The 17033-nt window shown below is 56.4% G+C and carries 18 protein-coding genes; 12 read left to right on the top strand and 6 right to left on the bottom strand.

The annotated features are described in order from the left end of the window. Window positions 1–95 precede the first annotated feature (95 nt). Window positions 96–686: a winged helix DNA-binding protein gene (locus tag MWU39_RS07200; protein ID WP_247159331.1), complete on the top strand. Its 591-nt coding sequence runs from the start codon at window positions 96–98 to the stop codon at window positions 684–686. Here MWU39_RS07200 and eno read toward each other — a convergent pair. After that, window positions 653–1936 (bottom strand): phosphopyruvate hydratase, encoded by a 1284-nt coding sequence (eno, locus tag MWU39_RS07205; RefSeq protein WP_247159332.1) that lies wholly within the window; start codon window positions 1934–1936, stop codon window positions 653–655. The two genes, MWU39_RS07200 and eno, sit on opposite strands and share 34 nt — an antisense overlap. Before the next feature lie 192 nt (window positions 1937–2128). Here eno and MWU39_RS07210 point away from each other — a divergent pair, with 192 nt between their 5' ends. The 6 genes from MWU39_RS07210 (at window position 2129) to MWU39_RS07235 (ending at window position 5006) form a co-directional block, all read left to right on the top strand. Then, window positions 2129–2728, top strand: coding sequence for a hypothetical protein (locus MWU39_RS07210; protein ID WP_247159333.1), 600 nt, complete (start codon window positions 2129–2131; stop codon window positions 2726–2728). 21 nt (window positions 2729–2749) lie between these two features. Then, a complete protein-coding gene (locus tag MWU39_RS07215; protein ID WP_247159334.1) occupies window positions 2750–3187 on the top strand; it encodes a phage holin family protein in 438 nt (145 codons plus the stop codon). Beyond that, on the top strand, window positions 3184–3594 hold the full coding sequence (locus tag MWU39_RS07220; RefSeq protein ID WP_247159335.1) for a hypothetical protein: 411 nt from the start codon (window positions 3184–3186) through the stop codon (window positions 3592–3594). Before MWU39_RS07215 ends, MWU39_RS07220 begins: the two co-directional genes overlap by 4 nt. Continuing rightward, window positions 3587–4162 carry a hypothetical protein gene (locus MWU39_RS07225; RefSeq protein WP_247159336.1) on the top strand — a complete coding sequence of 192 codons (576 nt, stop codon included), beginning with the start codon at window positions 3587–3589 and terminating at the stop codon, window positions 4160–4162. Before MWU39_RS07220 ends, MWU39_RS07225 begins: the two co-directional genes overlap by 8 nt. 102 nt (window positions 4163–4264) lie before the next feature. Next, entirely contained in the window at window positions 4265–4495 is a 231-nt protein-coding gene (locus MWU39_RS07230) for a DUF4170 domain-containing protein (RefSeq protein WP_247159337.1), read from the top strand. 22 nt (window positions 4496–4517) lie between these two features. Then, window positions 4518–5006 carry a GNAT family N-acetyltransferase gene (locus MWU39_RS07235; protein ID WP_247159338.1) on the top strand — a complete coding sequence of 163 codons (489 nt, stop codon included), beginning with the start codon at window positions 4518–4520 and terminating at the stop codon, window positions 5004–5006. A 19-nt stretch (window positions 5007–5025) separates the two neighbouring features. On the opposite strand, the gene greA is transcribed toward MWU39_RS07235, so the two are convergent. From greA to carA, 5 genes are all read right to left on the bottom strand, one after another. After that, window positions 5026–5502, bottom strand: a complete 477-nt coding sequence (gene greA / locus MWU39_RS07240; protein ID WP_247159339.1) for a transcription elongation factor GreA — start codon at window positions 5500–5502, stop codon at window positions 5026–5028. A gap of 113 nt (window positions 5503–5615) precedes the next feature. After that, a complete protein-coding gene (carB, locus tag MWU39_RS07245) occupies window positions 5616–8939 on the bottom strand; it encodes a carbamoyl-phosphate synthase large subunit (RefSeq protein WP_247159340.1) in 3324 nt (1107 codons plus the stop codon). Then, entirely contained in the window at window positions 8939–9469 is a 531-nt protein-coding gene (locus tag MWU39_RS07250) for a hypothetical protein (protein WP_247159341.1), read from the bottom strand. Before MWU39_RS07250 ends, carB begins: the two co-directional genes overlap by 1 nt. Before the next feature lie 46 nt (window positions 9470–9515). Beyond that, window positions 9516–9872, bottom strand: coding sequence for a hypothetical protein (locus tag MWU39_RS07255; protein WP_247159342.1), 357 nt, complete (start codon window positions 9870–9872; stop codon window positions 9516–9518). After that, window positions 9869–11050 (bottom strand): glutamine-hydrolyzing carbamoyl-phosphate synthase small subunit, encoded by a 1182-nt coding sequence (gene carA / locus MWU39_RS07260; protein WP_247159343.1) that lies wholly within the window; start codon window positions 11048–11050, stop codon window positions 9869–9871. The genes MWU39_RS07255 and carA overlap by 4 nt, the downstream gene beginning before the upstream one ends. A gap of 160 nt (window positions 11051–11210) precedes the next feature. Here carA and MWU39_RS07265 point away from each other — a divergent pair, with 160 nt between their 5' ends. The 5 genes from MWU39_RS07265 to MWU39_RS07285 are packed head-to-tail and all read left to right on the top strand — an operon-like array spanning window position 11211 to window position 17011. Continuing rightward, entirely contained in the window at window positions 11211–11663 is a 453-nt protein-coding gene (locus MWU39_RS07265; protein WP_247159344.1) for a GatB/YqeY domain-containing protein, read from the top strand. Between the two features lie 60 nt (window positions 11664–11723). Continuing rightward, a complete protein-coding gene (dnaG, locus tag MWU39_RS07270; RefSeq protein WP_247159345.1) occupies window positions 11724–13601 on the top strand; it encodes a DNA primase in 1878 nt (625 codons plus the stop codon). Between the two features lie 47 nt (window positions 13602–13648). After that, window positions 13649–15673 (top strand): RNA polymerase sigma factor RpoD, encoded by a 2025-nt coding sequence (gene rpoD, locus MWU39_RS07275; protein WP_247159346.1) that lies wholly within the window; start codon window positions 13649–13651, stop codon window positions 15671–15673. A gap of 18 nt (window positions 15674–15691) precedes the next feature. Next, complete coding sequence (gene parA, locus MWU39_RS07280; protein ID WP_247159347.1) at window positions 15692–16327, top strand: ParA family partition ATPase; 636 nt, start codon at window positions 15692–15694, stop codon at window positions 16325–16327. Between the two features lie 60 nt (window positions 16328–16387). Further along, window positions 16388–17011 (top strand): DUF2059 domain-containing protein, encoded by a 624-nt coding sequence (locus MWU39_RS07285; RefSeq protein ID WP_247159348.1) that lies wholly within the window; start codon window positions 16388–16390, stop codon window positions 17009–17011. Window positions 17012–17033: the final 22 nt, after the last annotated feature.

A 17033-nucleotide genomic window follows, 5' to 3' on the forward strand; every position in this document is an offset into this window, starting at 1 on the left:
AATCGGTATGAATTGAAGGCGGCTCCGCAGGAGGCGGCGCGTGATTCAGGGCGAAACGGGGAAACTCGCATGGGCTGGCTTGCGCCGGGGCTCTTATGGGTAATCCGACTTTCAATTCAGATGTCAGATCAACTGGCACACTTGAACTCGCTTCATCGGGCGAGGTCGATCTGCAATATCTCGCAGAACAATTGACGGCGATCGCAAACCGCCTTCGCGGCGAAGTTGTTGGATCGCCGCACGGTTTGCGGCAGACCACTCCTACACTGGTGGAACCTCAGACTGGCTCCAGTCGGTCTGACGAGCAAAGCGCGCGCGCTGAATACGTCGAAATGGCTCGAAATTTGTACACGACCCGCCGCAAACGGGAGAGCATTTTCGGGAATACAGAACTCTTCGGAGAACCCGCATGGGACATTCTGCTCGACCTCTACGTTGCACACGCAGAAAACAAAAAAGTGTCGGTATCCAGCGCCTGCATCGGCTCCGCGTCCCCATCAACAACGGGTTTGCGATGGCTTGGCATTCTTGCAGAGCAAGGCCTGATAACGCGAGAACACGACCCGGAGGATCAACGCCGTGTGCTGGTCCGCCTGTCAGACGCCGGGCTCGAAGCGATGGATAATTACTTCGCCAGCATAGATGCCGGAGCTTACAGCGCTCCGAAACATCCCCGTCCGGCATAAACAGCGCTATCACCCAGCTCTTCTTCGATCCGGATCAACTGATTGTACTTCGCGAGACGATCTGAACGCGCGAGCGAACCCGTTTTGATCTGACCGCAATTGGTCGCGACTGCGAGATCTGCGATCGTCGCATCTTCTGTCTCACCCGAGCGGTGGCTCATCACAGAGGTGTAGCGCGCGCGGTGTGCCATATCGACTGCGGCGAGGGTTTCGGTCAGCGTCCCGATCTGATTGACCTTCACCAGCAGCGAGTTCGCAAGGCCTTGCTCAATACCATCAGAAAGCCGTGCTGGATTGGTCACGAACAGATCGTCACCTACCAACTGCACCTTGTCGCCAATGGCGTCGGTCACAGCTTTCCAGCCTGCGAAATCATCTTCATCCATTCCGTCTTCGATGGATTTGATCGGATAGTCTGCGCACAGCTTTGCAAGATAGTCCGCCATGCCAGCGCCATCCAGGCTGAGACTTTCCCCGGAGATTTCGTATTTGCCATCCTTATAGAACTCGCTGGCAGCGCAATCGAGCGCGAGAACGATGTCTTCGCCCGGCTTGAAGCCAGCCTGTTCGACCGAAGCCATGATGAAATCGAGCGCAGCGCGGGTGCTGGCAAGATCAGGAGCGAAACCACCTTCATCGCCAACGCTGGTCGCCAAGCCCTTGTCAGACAGGCCCTTTTTCAACGTGTGGAACACTTCAGAGCCCCAGCGCACAGCCTCTGCAAGACTGTCTGCACCAACAGGCATGATCATAAATTCCTGAATATCGATCGGGTTATCGGCATGTTCGCCGCCGTTGATGATGTTCATCATCGGCACCGGCAGAACGTGTGCAGAAACCCCGCCAAGGTAGCTGTAAAGCGGCAGACCGCGTGCATTCGCAGCCGCCTTCGCCACGGCAAGGCTGGTCCCGAGGATGGCATTGGCACCCAAGCGAGCTTTGTTTGGCGTGTCGTCCAATGCGATCATCGACAGATCGATATCGCGTTGGTCTTCTGCATCGAAAGCACCGACCAAGAGGTCGCGGATTTCGCCGTTCACGGCTTCAACCGCTTTAAGAACGCCCTTCCCCATGTAGCGACTTTTATCACCGTCACGCAGCTCAACCGCTTCGTGAGCGCCAGTAGAGGCACCAGAGGGCACTGCCGCGCGGCCAAAACTGCCATCTTCGAGCAAGACATCCACTTCGACGGTGGGATTGCCACGGCTGTCGAGAATTTCGCGTCCATGCAGGTCGATAATCGCAGTCATACTTGGCTCCAGTGCAAAAGTGTTGTATAGGGATAACACACCCTGTTGCGATCCGTGCAGGGCACGTGCCGCCTAAAGTTCCACGAACCCCTATTCGCCGGAACAACAGGGCGCAAGGCACGTTGAATCAAAAACAACAACCCCGCATTTTCTTTCTGGAAAAGCAACATATTGGAGGGCAATAGGAACACTATGGCTGACACAAAAACAACCAAGACGACCAAGACCGCATCAAAAACCACCACACGCAAGACGCCCGCCAAGCGGGCGACTGCGAAGAAAGCGGCTCCGAAAAAGACGGCTGCAACCGCAAAACCTGCGGATGAAGCAAAGAGTCGCTTCAACGCAGCTCTGGAAGAGGCTAAGGCAGGTGCAGCCGCATTGCGCGCCGAAGCTGGCGAACGTGCGGATGGATACCGGGAGCAAGCAATGAGTAAGAGCGACGATCTGGTAAGTGAAGCCCGTGCCTATGGCGAAAAAGCAAAAGTGCGCGCGGGAGATATTGCGGTCGACGCAAAGTCTGCCACGAGCGACGGCATCGCCTCCATTGGTAAAGTGATCGCCGACACAGCGCCGCAGATTGATGAGCGCTTGGGTGAGCAATATGGCGACTACGCCCGTTCTGCATCGCGCACGTTGGCCGAAACTTCGGCAAAGCTGGACGCAAAGAGCGTTGATGAAATCGGCGAAGACGCCCGCGAATTTGTGCGTAAGAGCCCAGGCACCGCGCTTGGCATCGCAGCGGTCGCAGGCTTTATCATTGCGCGCCTATTCCGCGGATCGCGCGACTAATTCCGGATCGAGGGGCAGTGGATGCGTGATGATGAAAGGCAAACGGATGATGCGCGCGACGTGCATGATCCATCTGCCCCTGAAGACGCAGAAACTGCCCCAAGCAGCCCGGTTGACGAATCTCTGACTGAAGAGATTGCGGCGCTGATTGATGATGGGCGCACATATGCCGAGGCTGAGCTCGCCTTTCAAAAAACGCGCGCGGGCATCGCTGGTAAGAGTATTGGTTTCGCCATCGCCTATGTCGTGGTGGCGATCATCACCCTCCATATTGCGGTACTGGCGCTCGCCGTCGGACTCGTAATGGCGCTTGAGCCTCTCGTCACAATCTGGGGTGCAATCGTCATTGTTGTTGGCATGCTGTTGCTGATCACAGTCATGCTGGCGTTGTCGGCCAAAGGCCATGCTGGGCGCCTCGGCCTGATGTTCGGATCATCGGAAAAGGATGATCAGTCGTGAGCAAACTCGACCGGCAGTTTTACGAAGATCGCGCTTTGCGTGATGCAGCGCGCGAGGTCTTTATAGCTGATCTCGCCCACGCAAAAGTCTCGCTTTCCGGCAAAGGAATAGCAGCGCGCGTCGCTGGCAACATTGGTGACGGAGCCAAAGACGTCATTGAGGTCGCGAAGGTACACGGCGAAGACAATCGCGGCGTGATCGCCGCTCTGATCGGTGCTTTGATCCTTTGGTTTGCCAGAGCACCGATCTTGGAAATCCTTGGCATCGAAGAAGCTAACGACGATGCCGAAGCAACCGGCACCGGCGAAGACACAGATGCCGAGCCTGATTTCGATCCCGATTCAGAGACGCTTCATCAGAGCGCGCCTACCTACGAACCTCCCTCTTCCGGAGAATCCGATGACTGACACAAACCTTGTTCCCGCCGACAAGCGCGATGAATTGCGCGCAAAGATCGAAGCCAGCGAGCGCCGCATTGCCGAGCGCACAGTCGCGGATCAGGCGAAAGAAGCAGCAAGCGCTGCGACTGCCTACGTCAAGGAAAACCCGCTCACTGTGCTTGGCGGAGCGATTGCGATCGGACTCGTTATTGGTGCCATGACAAACCCCGGGCGACGCGCAGCGCGCAGCGCCGCGACCGGAGCGGCCAATGCCGTTAGCGGTGCAGCTTCCGGGGCAGCGAAAAGCGTTGGGTCAGCTGCCAAGAAACGCGGTACGGCTTTCGGTAGTCTGCTCGCTGATGCGATTGTCGCTTACGGTGTTAAACTGATCGACGATGCTCTTGGCACTGCCCGCGCGGGACAGGACAAAATCGAAGATATTAGCGACAGCGCAACCGCAAAGGCACGCGAAGTTCGTCGCGAGGCAGACTATTTTGCCGGAAACGCTGTCGACAAGGGCCGCGCAGTAACGCGCCGCACCCGCAGGCGCGCTGAACGAGCGGTGCGCGATATCAAGGACCGGGTAACGAACTGAACCTTTTTGGGAGAGGTTGAGCTGCGCCCTGCCCCCTTGCTGTTGCTGCGCTTTCCGTTAAAGGGCCGATGAACTCAAAACTCCTCCCCAAGGATGGAAATTATGGAAGAAGTAACCCCAGAACAGCGGCTTCACCTGGTTATGGGTGGCAGAGTGACTGACCCGCGCGGTATCGAATTTCAGGACCCGGAAAGCCTTCACGTTGTCGGCGTCTACAGTTCCTATGATGATGCAGTCGACGCATGGCGCGCTCAGGCCCAACGGACCGTTGATGATGCAGAAATGAAATATGTCGTCGTGCATATTCATAAACTGCTTACACCAGACGCCTAATTCACCTCTTTGATGGGCGCATATGGCATACGTAATTCGTCCATTTTCCAGCGGTGACGCATCCGAACTGGCCAGCCTGACGCTCGCGGCGATCCGCGGTGTCGGGGCGATTAGCTACACGCCTGAACAGGTGGCAGCATGGTCTGCCCGGCACCCTGGTCCCGACCGTTTCTTGGAACGGGTGAATTCTGGAGCCAGCATTTTTGTAGCGGCGGATTCATCGGATACGGCTATGGCCTACGCCCTCATTGAGCCCGATGGTCATCTGGACATGCTGTATTGCCATCCGGATCATACAAGGCGCGGTCTGGCAGACGAATTGCTCGCCGCGTCAGAGCAGCACGCTCGCGCAGAAGGCATCACTAGGCTTTATACCGAAGCCAGCGAGCTGGCTCGCCCCGCATTTGAACGCGCAGGGTACGCAGTGCAGCACCGCCGCGACTTCGAAATTCCTCATGAGGGCGAAGCCGTGGCGATCCACAATTTTGCGATGGAAAAACCTCTTAATTGAGAGGCTTACCCTGCTTCAATCAGATAAATTCGATCTTCTGGACAAGATAGAACTTGTCACCCGAAGGAACCGTCACTTCGATCTCTTCATCGACCTGCTTGCCAATCATGGCACGCGCCAGCGGCGAGCTGAATGATATCCGACCAGATGCCGCATCGGCCTCGGTCTCGCCCACGATCTGATACTTGATCGGCTTGTCATCTTCGTCGAGAAGGGTAACCGTCGAACCGAAGACAACCTTGTTGCCAGTAAGCGTGGTCGGATCGATGATCTGCGCGCGGCTGATCTTGCCTTCGATGTCGCCAATCATGGCTTCGACCTGACCCTGACGCTCTTTCGCGGCGTGGTATTCGGCGTTCTCAGAGAGATCGCCATGCGCGCGTGCTTCTTCGATCGCATCAACGATCCGCGGACGTTCGTCGCGCAGAGCCTTGAGATCAGTTGTCAGACGCTCGTACCCCTCGGCGAGCATCGGAACCTTATCCATGGTAGCCATTCTAGTTCTTTCTTTGGGACGTTGCCCTAGTTCCACCGCGCCAATTCAAGTTTGATCAGCCCATAAGAGGCGGACGTGACGTGGTAAAATGTCGGGAGAGACGTCTTGAATGCCTAGCTATAATAGTCTTGCAAACTGCGGACTTCAAGCTGCTCTGGCGTAATCGCTGCAATTGACTGCGCTGCGGCAAGCGATGCGGCGGCCGTTGTATAGTACGGAACCTTCTTTTCGAGAGCCGTCGCGCGGATCGATTTCGAGTCCAAAAGCGACTGCCAACCCTCTGTAGTGTTGAAGATAAGGGCAATTTCACCGTCGATAATTTTGTCAACGATATGCGGCTGTCCCTCGGCGACTTTATTCACCTTCTCAACGGCAAGCCCCTGCTCGCTCAGATAGCTGTAGGTTCCAGAAGTCGCGACGATGGAAAAGCCTGTCTCAATCAGAGTTTTGACCGCAGGGACAATCACCGGCTTGTCGGTATTCTTAACTGAGACAAACACCGTGCCTTTGCGCGGCAAAGCCATCCCGGCACCGATTTGCGATTTCAGGAAGGCTGCCGGGAATGTCATGTCGATCCCCATAACTTCGCCCGTAGATTTCATCTCCGGCGTAAGAATCGGATCCGCACCCGGGAAGCGGCTGAACGGGAAGACGGCCTCTTTGATCGCCATATATTCCAGATCGCGTTTGAACGGCTCGAAATCGGCGAGCTTTTCGCCAGCCATGATGCGGCTAGCAATCTTGGCGACGGGCTGACCGATGGCTTTCGCCACAAACGGCACCGTTCTGCTGGCGCGAGGGTTCACTTCGATCAGATAGACCTCGCCATCTTTCACCGCGAATTGCACATTCATCAAACCGCGCACTTTCAACGCACGGGCCAGCGCCTCTGCCTGACGCTCCATTTCCTCGACGATATTTTGTGGCAGCGAGTACGGCGGCAGAGTGCAGGCACTGTCGCCTGAATGTACGCCCGCCTCTTCGATGTGCTGCATCACGCCGGCGATACGCACCTCGTCTCCATCGCACAGCGCATCGACATCACATTCGATCGCATCGCGCAGATATTGATCGACCAGAACGGGGCTCTCGCCTGAGACATTCACAGCGGTCTTGATGTAATCATCCAACTGCGCTTCGGAATCGACAATCTCCATCGCCCGGCCGCCCAAAACAAAGGATGGCCGCAGCAATACCGGATAGCCGATGCGCGCAGCGACGGCAGCGGCTTCGTCTCGGGTATAGGCGATCCCGTTGTCAGGCTGCTTCAGATTGAGTTGGTCGACCAATCTCGCAAACCGCTCACGATCTTCCGCGTGGTCGATGGCGTCAGGCGATGTTCCAAGGATCGGAATGCCAGCATCTTCCAGCGCCTGAGCAAGTTTCAACGGAGTCTGCCCGCCGAATTGGACGATCACGCCAACAAGTTCGCCAGTCGACTGCTCAACACGGAGGATTTCCATCACATCTTCTGCAGTCAGCGGCTCGAAATAGAGACGATCAGACGTGTCATAGTCGGTAGAAACCGTTTCCGGGTTGCAGTTGACCATGATCGTTTCATAGCCCTGCTCCGCAAGTGCGAAACAGGCGTGGACGCAGCAATAATCAAACTCGATGCCCTGCCCGATACGGTTTGGCCCTCCGCCCAGAATGACGATCTTTTTGCGTTCCGATGGATCAGCTTCGCATTCGGCTTCTCCGAAGCTCGGCGCTTCGTAAGTCGAGTACATGTAGGGCGTGATCGCCTCGAATTCGGCGGCGCAACTGTCGATGCGCTTGAACACCGGAGAAACACCCAGTTTTCGGCGCAGTTCGCGGACTTCGCTCTCGCTCGTTGCGCCCGCCATCGCTTGCAATGCGTCGTGCAATAGGCCGGACCCGCGCGCCTGCGTTTCTGCCATGCCGCCTGCAACGCCAACGGAACGGACCGCGAGCGTCGCCAGCCGTTTGTCGGAAAAACCCATGGACTTTAGACGGCGCAGGCCAGCCGCATCCTGAGGCAACCCATCGGCCTGCACTTCACGCTCGGCGGCAATGATTGCTTCGATTTGGCGTAGGAACCACGGATCAAAGCCTGTGATGTTCTGGATTTCCTCGACAGTGAAGTTTTCGCGGAAAGCCTGTGCGATTTGCAAGATACGGACCGGTGTGCGGCGCGACAGTGCCGCCGTGATCACTTCGCGCGAGACACCTTCAAGTTCCGTCACGCGGTTAAAGCCGTCCAGATCGGTTTCAAGGCCGCGCAAGGCCTTTTGCATCGATTCTTGGAAGTTGCGGCCAATCGCCATCACTTCGCCAACCGACTTCATCGCGGTGGAAAGGTTGTTTTCGGCACCCTTGAATTTCTCGAAGGCAAAGCGCGGGATTTTGGTTACGACATAGTCGATTGTCGGCTCAAAACTGGCGGGAGTCGCGCCGGTAATCTCGTTCGTGATCTCGTCCAGCGTATAACCCACGGCAAGTTTCGCCGCGACACGGGCGATTGGGAAGCCGGTTGCTTTGGACGCGAGCGCGGACGAACGCGACACACGCGGGTTCATCTCGATCACGATCAGGCGACCGTCTTTCGGATTCACCGCGAACTGGACGTTCGATCCACCGGTTTCCACGCCGATCTCGCGCAGCACGTCGATGCTGGCGGTGCGCATAATCTGATATTCTTTATCGGTCAGCGTCAGCGCAGGAGCGACCGTGATGGAGTCCCCTGTGTGAACGCCCATCGGATCGACGTTTTCAATCGAGCAGATGATGATGGCATTGTCCGCTTTGTCGCGCACAACCTCCATCTCGTATTCTTTCCAGCCGAGCAGCGATTCTTCGATAAGCACTTCGGTGGTCGGAGACGCATCGAGGCCCTCGCCTACGATCTTGTCGAATTCAGCCTTGTTATAGGCGATGCCGCCGCCCGTCCCGCCGAGCGTAAAGCTGGGCCGGATGATCGCCGGAAGGCCGGTGTGGTCGATCAATGCACGCGCTTCTTCGAGCGTATTCGCAACACCGCTGCGCGCACTTTCGAGGCCGATGGAGTCCATTGCCTCGCGGAAACGCTGACGGTTTTCGGCTTTGTCGATGGCATCGGCTTTCGCGCCGATCATCTCGACGCCGTATTTTTCCAGCGTGCCATCCGCATCCAGGGCGAGCGCACAGTTCAGCGCAGTCTGTCCGCCCATGGTTGGCAGCAAAGCATCCGGCTTTTCCTTGGCGATGATCTTCGCAACGATATCCGGCGTGATCGGCTCAACATAGGTCGCATCTGCAAATTCCGGGTCGGTCATGATCGTCGCCGGATTGCTGTTTACCAGAATGACGCGGTAGCCATCCTCTTTCAGCGCCTTGATCGCCTGAGTGCCCGAATAATCGAACTCGCACGCCTGACCGATAATAATCGGGCCTGCGCCGATGACGAGGATGGAGGATATGTCAGAGCGTTTGGGCATTAGTTTCCGGTCTCATTGTCTGGGGCCGCATCGGCCCCGTCTGTTTGTTCTGTCTGGTTTGACGCGACCCATTCAAGGTCAACCAGCCGCATATCGGCTTGCTGGCGATCACAGGCCGCGCCGAGCAGTTGATCAAGAGCGATGGCTTCGCCGCGCACACGATACAGCGCGGGATCATGGCCAAGGAAGAACGCGCCCTTCTCATCCGCTGGCTCAGCTTTGAAACGTGCCACGGCGGTCGAGAGTTCATTGGTCTGCTGTGTCAGGCGAATACCAGCCGACTGATCGCTGCCTTCGACCATCAAAGCCGTCATCGCCTCTAGGTCCATCTTGGTCACATCATATGTGAATACTGGTACGACCATGTCCTGCGATTGGATCAGCAAATTGCGGTTCTGCCGATTGAGCGTGTCGATGTAACGTTCAATGCAAACGCTCTGCTCCTCAACACCCTCGCGTGGATCGCTGTTGTCGAACAGCGAGCAGGCCGGGAGGAGCAGGAGTGCTGGGAGGATTGCCAAGCGCATCACCTTGCCCCTCCTACAGTTGTTCCGCGCAGATCAACCGCCTCTTTCACTAGAAGCCAAGTCCTGATGCACTTGCATCCGTGCTGAATTCAGCGCCAGTGCGTTCCTGAAATTCAGAGAAGCACATAATCAACCCGACCATGTCATTCTGCGACATGCCACTGCCAAGGACGACCGTTTTCGCCTCTGCGCTTTCCGCTTCAATCGTACCTGTAACTGGTATGCCCTCTTCCGTTGTGAAGCTAACACTCCGATCGCCGGTCTTGAGTGTTGCGTTGGGCACGTCGCACTCTTCTTTTAGCTCAGCAAATTGCTCATCAGTGATTGGTCCTGGTTCGCTGGATGACAGGACGTTTGAGCATGCACCCAAAAGAGCGATGAGCGGCAATGCGACGGTCAACTTCATTTCAAATCCCCAACAAATTTCTCAAACAAATAGAAGCTGTCCTGCGGGCCCGGACTGGCTTCCGGGTGATATTGCACGCCAAATGCCCGCTTACCCTTAACCGCGATCCCGCAGTTTGATCCGTCGAACAGGCTCACATGCGTCTGCTCCAGCGTATCCGGCAAAGTCTCGCCATCGACAGCAAAGCCGTGGTTCATGCTGGTGATCTCAACAAGGCCGCTGGTTTCGCCCCAACCTTCTCCCACGCGCTGAACCGGATGGTTCGCGCCGCGGTGCCCTTGGTGCATTTTGACAGTCTTCGCGCCCGCTGCGAGAGCGAGCATTTGGTGGCCCAAGCAAATGCCGAAGAGCGGCATGTCTGCCTCGAGCAATGCTCTAATGACAGGAACCGCATACTCGCCTGTCGCCGCCGGATCGCCCGGACCGTTGGATAGGAACACGCCATCAGGCTTAAGCACCATGATCTCTTCCAGCGTAGCCTTGGCCGGAACCACCGTCACCTTCGCACCTGCCTTCACAAGGTTGCGGAAGATGTTGTCTTTCGCTCCGTAATCAATCGCGACCACATGCGGCGTCGCGTCGCGGGATGCGCGGCCATATCCATGGCCCAACCGCCAGTATCCGCCTTCCCAGCTTTCCATTTTCTCGCGGGTCACACGCTTGGCGAGGTCCATCCCTTCGAGACCGGCCCATTCTTGTGCCCGGGCGATAAGAGCATCGAGATCAAACTTGCCATCCGGACTGTGCGCGATCACCGCATTGGGCGCGCCGGACATGCGAATGCGGCGGGTCAAAGCCCGCGTATCAACGCCCGAAAGACCGATCTTGCCGTTACGCTCCATCCATTCGGTAAAGCGTTCGAGGCTGCGGAAATTGGATGGCTCGGTCACATCTTCGCGCACGATACAGCCAACCGCACCCTCGACCGCGCTTTCAACATCTTCGCTGTTTGCCCCAACATTGCCGATATGCGGGAATGTGAAGGTGACGATCTGCGCCGCGTAAGAGGGATCGGTCATCACCTCCTGATAACCGGTCATCGCTGTGTTAAAACACACTTCACCAACCTGAGTGCCAACCGCTCCAAAGGCTTTGCCCCAGATGACCGACCCATCGGCCAGAACGAGGACTCCCGTCGCACCTTTGGGTTGCGCAGGACGTGAGGCAGCAGAAGCCATTCGGGGCTCTCCGAGTCAGGTGTTTCCAGCAATGTCGCTAAGTCCCATCGGCTAAGCGGGTGTGGCCCCCGCGTCAACCTAGTCTCGGGGGTCGCAATGCGTTAGATCGCGCCCATATACCAATCCATCCACAACTAATGACGAAAAGAAGCGAAACACCATGATCCGTGATGACATCAAGGCCGCGACAATCACTGCGATGAAGGCAAAGGAAAAAGAGCGCACAGCGACGCTTCGCCAGATTTCCGCCAAGATCAAGGATCGCGATATCGCGGAGCGGACGAGCGGTAAGGAAATTCCTGATGACGAGCTGGTGACATCTGTTTTGCAGAAAATGGCCAAGCAGCGCCGCGAATCCATCGAGATGTATGAAACAGGCGGCCGCGCAGAACTCGCCGCGAAAGAGCAAGCCGAACTTGATGTGATTGGCGAATTTCTGCCCAAGATGATGAGCGCGGACGAAACCACAACTGCGATTGAAGCCATCAAGGCGGACACTGGTGCTTCTTCTATGAAAGATATGGGCACCGTTATGGGCGAGCTCAAAAAGCGCCACGGCGCACTGCTTGATGGCAAGCTGGCCAGCGGATTGGTGAAAGCCGCGCTTTCATAACCACAGAAATCTCCACAGCGTGCGCTTGAACCCGATGCGGTTCAGGCTCACAATTCCGGCATGACCATCACCCCGCAATGGAAGGACGAGCTACGCGCCCGCGTGACCTTATCGACGGTCATCATGCGCACGGAGAAGCTTGTCAAAAAAGGGCGGGAATGGACGGCCTGTTGCCCGTTCCATGATGAAAAGACACCGAGTTTCTACGTCAACGATCAAAAACAGTTCTATCATTGCTTTGGCTGCGGCGCGCATGGGGATGTGATCAGCTGGATGACCGAGCAGCGTGGGCTGTCTTTTATCGACGCGATCAAGGAGCTCGCGGCGGAAGCCGGAATGGAAGTCCCCGCGCCCGATCCCATAGCAGCGAAAAAGGCCGAGAAACGCGCCAGCCTGATTGATGTAACAACCGAAGCGCAGGAATGGTTCGTTCACAACCTCCACACGAACGAGGGAGCTGATGCGCTTAGCTATCTAAAGCGACGCGGCCTCAAACCTGATGTTCTGCGCGAATTTGGCTTTGGCTATGCGCCTGAGAACAAGCAGGCTCTCAAAAACGCCCTCACCCGCTTTGACGAAGAAATGCTGGTGGATACCGGCATGCGCATCCGCACGGATGACGGCAATACCTACGACCGGTTCAGAGAACGCGTCATGCTGCCCATTCAGGACGCACGCGGACGCGTGATCGCATTCGGCGGGCGCATTCTGGATAAACGCGATGGCGTTGCGAAGTATCTCAACTCACCCGACACGCCGCTTTTTGACAAAGGGCGCACGCTTTATAACCTACACCGCGCTGCACCTGCTTCACGCCAATCGGGCCGCGTCGTCGTGGTCGAAGGCTATATGGACGTGGTCGCGCTCGCTCAGGCCGGCTTCGAAGACGCGGTTGCGCCTCTCGGCACTGCGCTTACGGAAATGCAGCTCGAAATGCTGTGGCGCATGGTCGAAGTGCCAATCCTGTGCTTCGATGGCGATGCCGCTGGTCAAAAAGCAGCCATGCGAGCCATCAGACGTGCCCTTCCGCTATTGGCTCCAATGCGCTCGCTCGGGATTGTCCAACTGCCGACCGGCAAGGATCCGGATGATCTGATCAATGAGCAAGGCGCGGGTGCGATGGCAAAGCTTCTGGACGAGCCGAAATCATTGCTCGACATGCTCTGGGACTTCGAATTGACCTCGCAGCCGCTGAACAGCCCGGAAGCGAAGGCCGGACTTAAAGCGCGATTGATGGAGCACGTGGACACAATCCAGGATCGCGACATCCAATCGCTCTATCGCCGCGAATTGCTCGATCGGTTCTCGGCCTTTGCTTATCCACCTCGCGCTCCGAAAAAATCATTCGGTCAACAACCGCAGCGCGGCTCTTGGAATGGCAAACCAGCAGCACCACGCACCCTATCAAACGATGCGCGCGCGACGCTACAGAAAGCGATGGCCGGCGGGCAGCGATCCGATCTGTTCGGCGCAATCGTCGCCGGCTTGCTACGCCATCCGGCTGAGATTGCGCGCCATTCTGAAACGCTAATCAACCTCGCAAGGCATGACGCCAAAGCCGCACCAGCAATTGAATCGCTGATAGAACTGTCGGAAACGCTTGATTCGGACACCACAAACGCCATATCAGGCGGGCAAGGCTATCCTGCCCCACCGGTAGACAATCGTTACACCTTCCTCAGAGAAGGCACGCCCCCCGGTGAAGCGCGCGAGGAATTGGCTGAAGCTGTGTCGTTGCTGGCCCATAAACCAGCGCTCGAAGCCGCTATGGCGGCGACGATTGCGAGGTTTGAGGATGATCCGGAAGGGTCATTTGCAGAGCAGGCCCGGTTACGGCAGCAGCTCATTACAGTTGAAGAACGCTTGAAAGCATTCGGGCGTAAAAAGGCCGCAACACATGCGGTCAGGGATGAAAATTCGGTTCCTTCGGACGGCTAGAACAGCCCTCCCCGTAGGCAAACCGCGAAATGGATTGATAGCGATACATGGCCTCGACCGCTAAAAACAAGAATGCCGACAATGAAGATGCTCCACTGATCGACCTCAACGAGGCGGCCGTGAAGAAGCTCATGACCAAGGGCAAACGCAAAGGCTACATCACACTTGATGAGCTGAACGAAGCGTTGCCGACGGACATGAATTCGGACCAGATTGAGGACATCCAGACGGCTCTGTCGGAAATGGGCGTGCAGATCGTCGAGAATGACGAAGAGGCTGAAGCCGAAGCCGAGCAGGAAAACGAGGTCGAAGAGATCGCTGTTGGCGCCGAGAAAAAGGATGCCAAGAAAGATACCAAGGCTGCACCGGCCAAAAAGGCCACAGCTGATGGCCGTACCGACGATCCAGTGCGCATGTATCTTCGCGAAATGGGCGCCGTCGAACTGCTCAGCCGCGAAGGCGAAATCGCCATTGCGAAGCGGATCGAATCCGGCCGCGATATGATGATCATGGGCCTATGTCAGAGCCCGATTACATTCCATGCGATCATTCAGTGGTCAGAGGCGCTTAACGCCGAAGATATGCAACTGCGCGAAATCCTCGATCTTGACGCGATGCTTTCCAAAGAGCCGCCGCCTGACAAGATGGAAGAGGAAAATGAAGACGACGACGGCGAGATTTCGGAAGAGACCGCCGGTCCTACCATTCGTGATGACGACGAAGACGATTCCGACTCCGAAGACATCGACGCTGAAGAAGGCGAAGGTGGCGAGTCCAAAAAGGAAGAAGAGGAAGAAGAGGACAACACTCTCTCCCTCGCCCAGATGGAAGCTACGCTTAAGCCGGACGCTATCGAGCGTTTTGCGCGGATCACAAAACTCTTCAAAACCTTTGAGAAATTGCAGGCCGAGCGTGTGGAAACACTCGCGGCTGGCGGCGAATTTCCGAAGGCGAAAGAGAACAAGTACGAAAAGCTTGGCGAAGAACTCACCGCCGAAGTGGAAAGCATGCAGTTCCATGCGACCAAGATCGAATTCTTGGTCGACAACCTCTATGCATTCAATCGCCGTCTGACCGCCCTTGGCGGACAGATGCTGCGCCTTGCTGAGCGTCACAAGATCAAGCGCATCGACTTCTTGAAATCCTATGTTGGCAACGAGCTGGACGACAGCTGGATCATCGCCAATGCGAAGAAGGACAAGAAATGGGCTGCCTTCGCAGAGAAGGAAGAAGCCGCAATTGATCGCATCCGTGCGGAAATCACCGACATCGCCGCGCAAACCGGCATGGCGCTGGAAGAATTCCGCCGCATTGTGAACATGGTGCAAAAAGGCGAGCGCGAAGCGCGTATCGCCAAGAAAGAAATGGTTGAGGCGAACCTGCGTCTCGTGATTTCTATCGCCAAAAAATACACCAATCGCGGCCTGCAATTCCTTGATCTTATTCAGGAAGGCAATATCGGCCTGATGAAGGCGGTCGACAAATTCGAGTATCGCCGGGGTTACAAATTCTCGACCTACGCGACATGGTGGATCCGTCAGGCGATTACCCGCTCGATCGCTGACCAAGCCCGCACGATCCGTATTCCGGTCCATATGATCGAGACGATCAACAAACTGGTCCGTACATCACGCCAATTCCTGCACGAGGAAGGCCGCGAGCCTACTCCAGAGGAAATGGCAGCGCGTCTTTCTATGCCGCTTGAAAAAGTGCGCAAGGTTATGAAGATTGCGAAAGAGCCGATCTCTCTCGAAACGCCAATCGGCGACGAGGAAGATTCGCACCTCGGCGATTTCATCGAGGACAAGAACGCGATCATCCCTGTGGACGCCGCAATTCAGGCAAACCTCAAGGAAACGGTTACACGCGTCCTCGCCTCGCTCACTCCGCGTGAAGAGCGCGTTCTGCGTATGCGTTTCGGCATCGGCATGAACACCGATCACACGCTTGAGGAAGTCGGCCAGCAATTCTCGGTTACCCGCGAACGTATCCGTCAGATCGAAGCAAAGGCGCTACGCAAGCTGAAACACCCAAGCCGTTCGCGCAAAATGCGGTCGTTCTTGGATCAGTAATCGGTTGGAGCCGCCCAAATGACGAAGGCAAATCCATTGGTAGTCGCCATCGTCAGCCAAAAAGGCGGCTCCGGTAAGACAACCCTCGCCGTCCACCTCGCCACGCGCGCAGCGCAGGCGAAGTTTGAAAGCTGTGTGATCGATACTGATCCTCAGGCCACCGCCGCTGCTTGGGGTGACTGGCGTGGTGATTTTCTGCCCGTTGTGGTGACTGCGCCCCCTGCCCGTCTTGGCCGTACCATCGGAAGCGCAAAGAAGAACAAAGTCGACTTTATTGTGGTCGATACGCCTCCACACGCAGATGCGGCGGCCCGCGAAGCGATTAAGGCGGCGGACGTCGTGCTTATTCCGACCAAACCACGCGCTTTTGATCTCCACGCGCTTGAACCGATTGCCGATCTTGTCGCCTTCGCGAAAAAGCCTGCCTATGTTGTGCTCAATGCGGTGCCGTCGGGTGCCACTGTCTTGACTGCGGAAGCCCGCAAGGCCGCGAAAGACATGGGGCTGGACGTTTGTCCCGTAGAGCTAGGCGACCGCGCGGCGTTTCACCGCTCCTCTGCCAAAGGTGAGACCGCCGCTGAGATCAAACCATCAGGGAAAGCCGCGAAAGAAATCGAAGCGCTTTGGAAATGGCTTAAGAAAAAACTGGCCTGATCGGAAGCAATTGCTCGATCTGCAGTTGCATATGCAACTGCTAGGCGTCAGTCTCTTTCAATGCTTTTCTCCAAAACTGGCTCGCTCTGCATCATTGCATTGGCTGCACTGATCCCAACCGCCCCTGCTCTCGCGCAGGAGGCCTCCGAAACGGTGCAATTAGCGGAAGACGAAAGCGCATCTCCCGACGAGAACAATACCATTGCTTTGAACCTCGCAGAGCAAATTGTGAATCTGGGATATCCGGAAGACACACGCGAGCAGTTGTTTTTCGGGACGATGGACCAGACGATTGTCCAGCTCCGCCAGTCACTTAGCGGATTTTTGCCGCAGGACGATCCGGAAGCGGTCAAAATCTTCGACGATTGGATCGCGAAGTATTCAGCAGAATCAAAAGATATTCTGCGCAAACATATCCCGACAATCATGGGCGGAATGACAGAGGCATACGCTGACTTGTTCTCTGAGGAAGAACTGCGGGACATCCTTGCCTTTGTGCAAACACCCAGCGGCAAGCAATTCTTTGACCGCATGCCTGATGTTATCGGGTCAGCCAGCTTTGCCGACGCCAATCAGGCATATATGGATGAAAGCATGGCCTCGATGATTCCGGCTCAGCGCGAATTGCTGCAGCAATTGAAGACGCATCAGGAAAACAAGGCCGATCCTGCTGAGACGACCTGAAGGTTTTACGGGAATCAGACGG

The organism is Erythrobacter sp. F6033, from assembly GCF_023016005.1.
GTDB lineage: Bacteria > Pseudomonadota > Alphaproteobacteria > Sphingomonadales > Sphingomonadaceae > Erythrobacter.

Excerpts from the sequence above, each read along its gene's own strand:
- MWU39_RS07200 (WP_247159331.1), top strand. The coding sequence starts at position 96 with ATGGGTAATCCGACTTTCAATTCAGATGTCAGATCAACTGGCACACTT.
- eno (WP_247159332.1), bottom strand. The coding sequence starts at position 1,936 with ATGACTGCGATTATCGACCTGCATGGACGCGAAATTCTCGACAGCCGT.
- MWU39_RS07210 (WP_247159333.1), top strand. The coding sequence starts at position 2,129 with ATGGCTGACACAAAAACAACCAAGACGACCAAGACCGCATCAAAAACC.
- MWU39_RS07215 (WP_247159334.1), top strand. The coding sequence starts at position 2,750 with ATGCGTGATGATGAAAGGCAAACGGATGATGCGCGCGACGTGCATGAT.
- MWU39_RS07225 (WP_247159336.1), top strand. The coding sequence starts at position 3,587 with ATGACTGACACAAACCTTGTTCCCGCCGACAAGCGCGATGAATTGCGC.
- MWU39_RS07230 (WP_247159337.1), top strand. The coding sequence starts at position 4,265 with ATGGAAGAAGTAACCCCAGAACAGCGGCTTCACCTGGTTATGGGTGGC.
- MWU39_RS07235 (WP_247159338.1), top strand. The coding sequence starts at position 4,518 with ATGGCATACGTAATTCGTCCATTTTCCAGCGGTGACGCATCCGAACTG.
- greA (WP_247159339.1), bottom strand. The coding sequence starts at position 5,502 with ATGGCTACCATGGATAAGGTTCCGATGCTCGCCGAGGGGTACGAGCGT.
- carB (WP_247159340.1), bottom strand. The coding sequence starts at position 8,939 with ATGCCCAAACGCTCTGACATATCCTCCATCCTCGTCATCGGCGCAGGC.
- MWU39_RS07255 (WP_247159342.1), bottom strand. The coding sequence starts at position 9,872 with ATGAAGTTGACCGTCGCATTGCCGCTCATCGCTCTTTTGGGTGCATGC.
- carA (WP_247159343.1), bottom strand. The coding sequence starts at position 11,050 with ATGGCTTCTGCTGCCTCACGTCCTGCGCAACCCAAAGGTGCGACGGGA.
- MWU39_RS07265 (WP_247159344.1), top strand. The coding sequence starts at position 11,211 with ATGATCCGTGATGACATCAAGGCCGCGACAATCACTGCGATGAAGGCA.
- dnaG (WP_247159345.1), top strand. The coding sequence starts at position 11,724 with ATGACCATCACCCCGCAATGGAAGGACGAGCTACGCGCCCGCGTGACC.
- rpoD (WP_247159346.1), top strand. The coding sequence starts at position 13,649 with ATGGCCTCGACCGCTAAAAACAAGAATGCCGACAATGAAGATGCTCCA.
- parA (WP_247159347.1), top strand. The coding sequence starts at position 15,692 with ATGACGAAGGCAAATCCATTGGTAGTCGCCATCGTCAGCCAAAAAGGC.
- MWU39_RS07285 (WP_247159348.1), top strand. The coding sequence starts at position 16,388 with ATGCTTTTCTCCAAAACTGGCTCGCTCTGCATCATTGCATTGGCTGCA.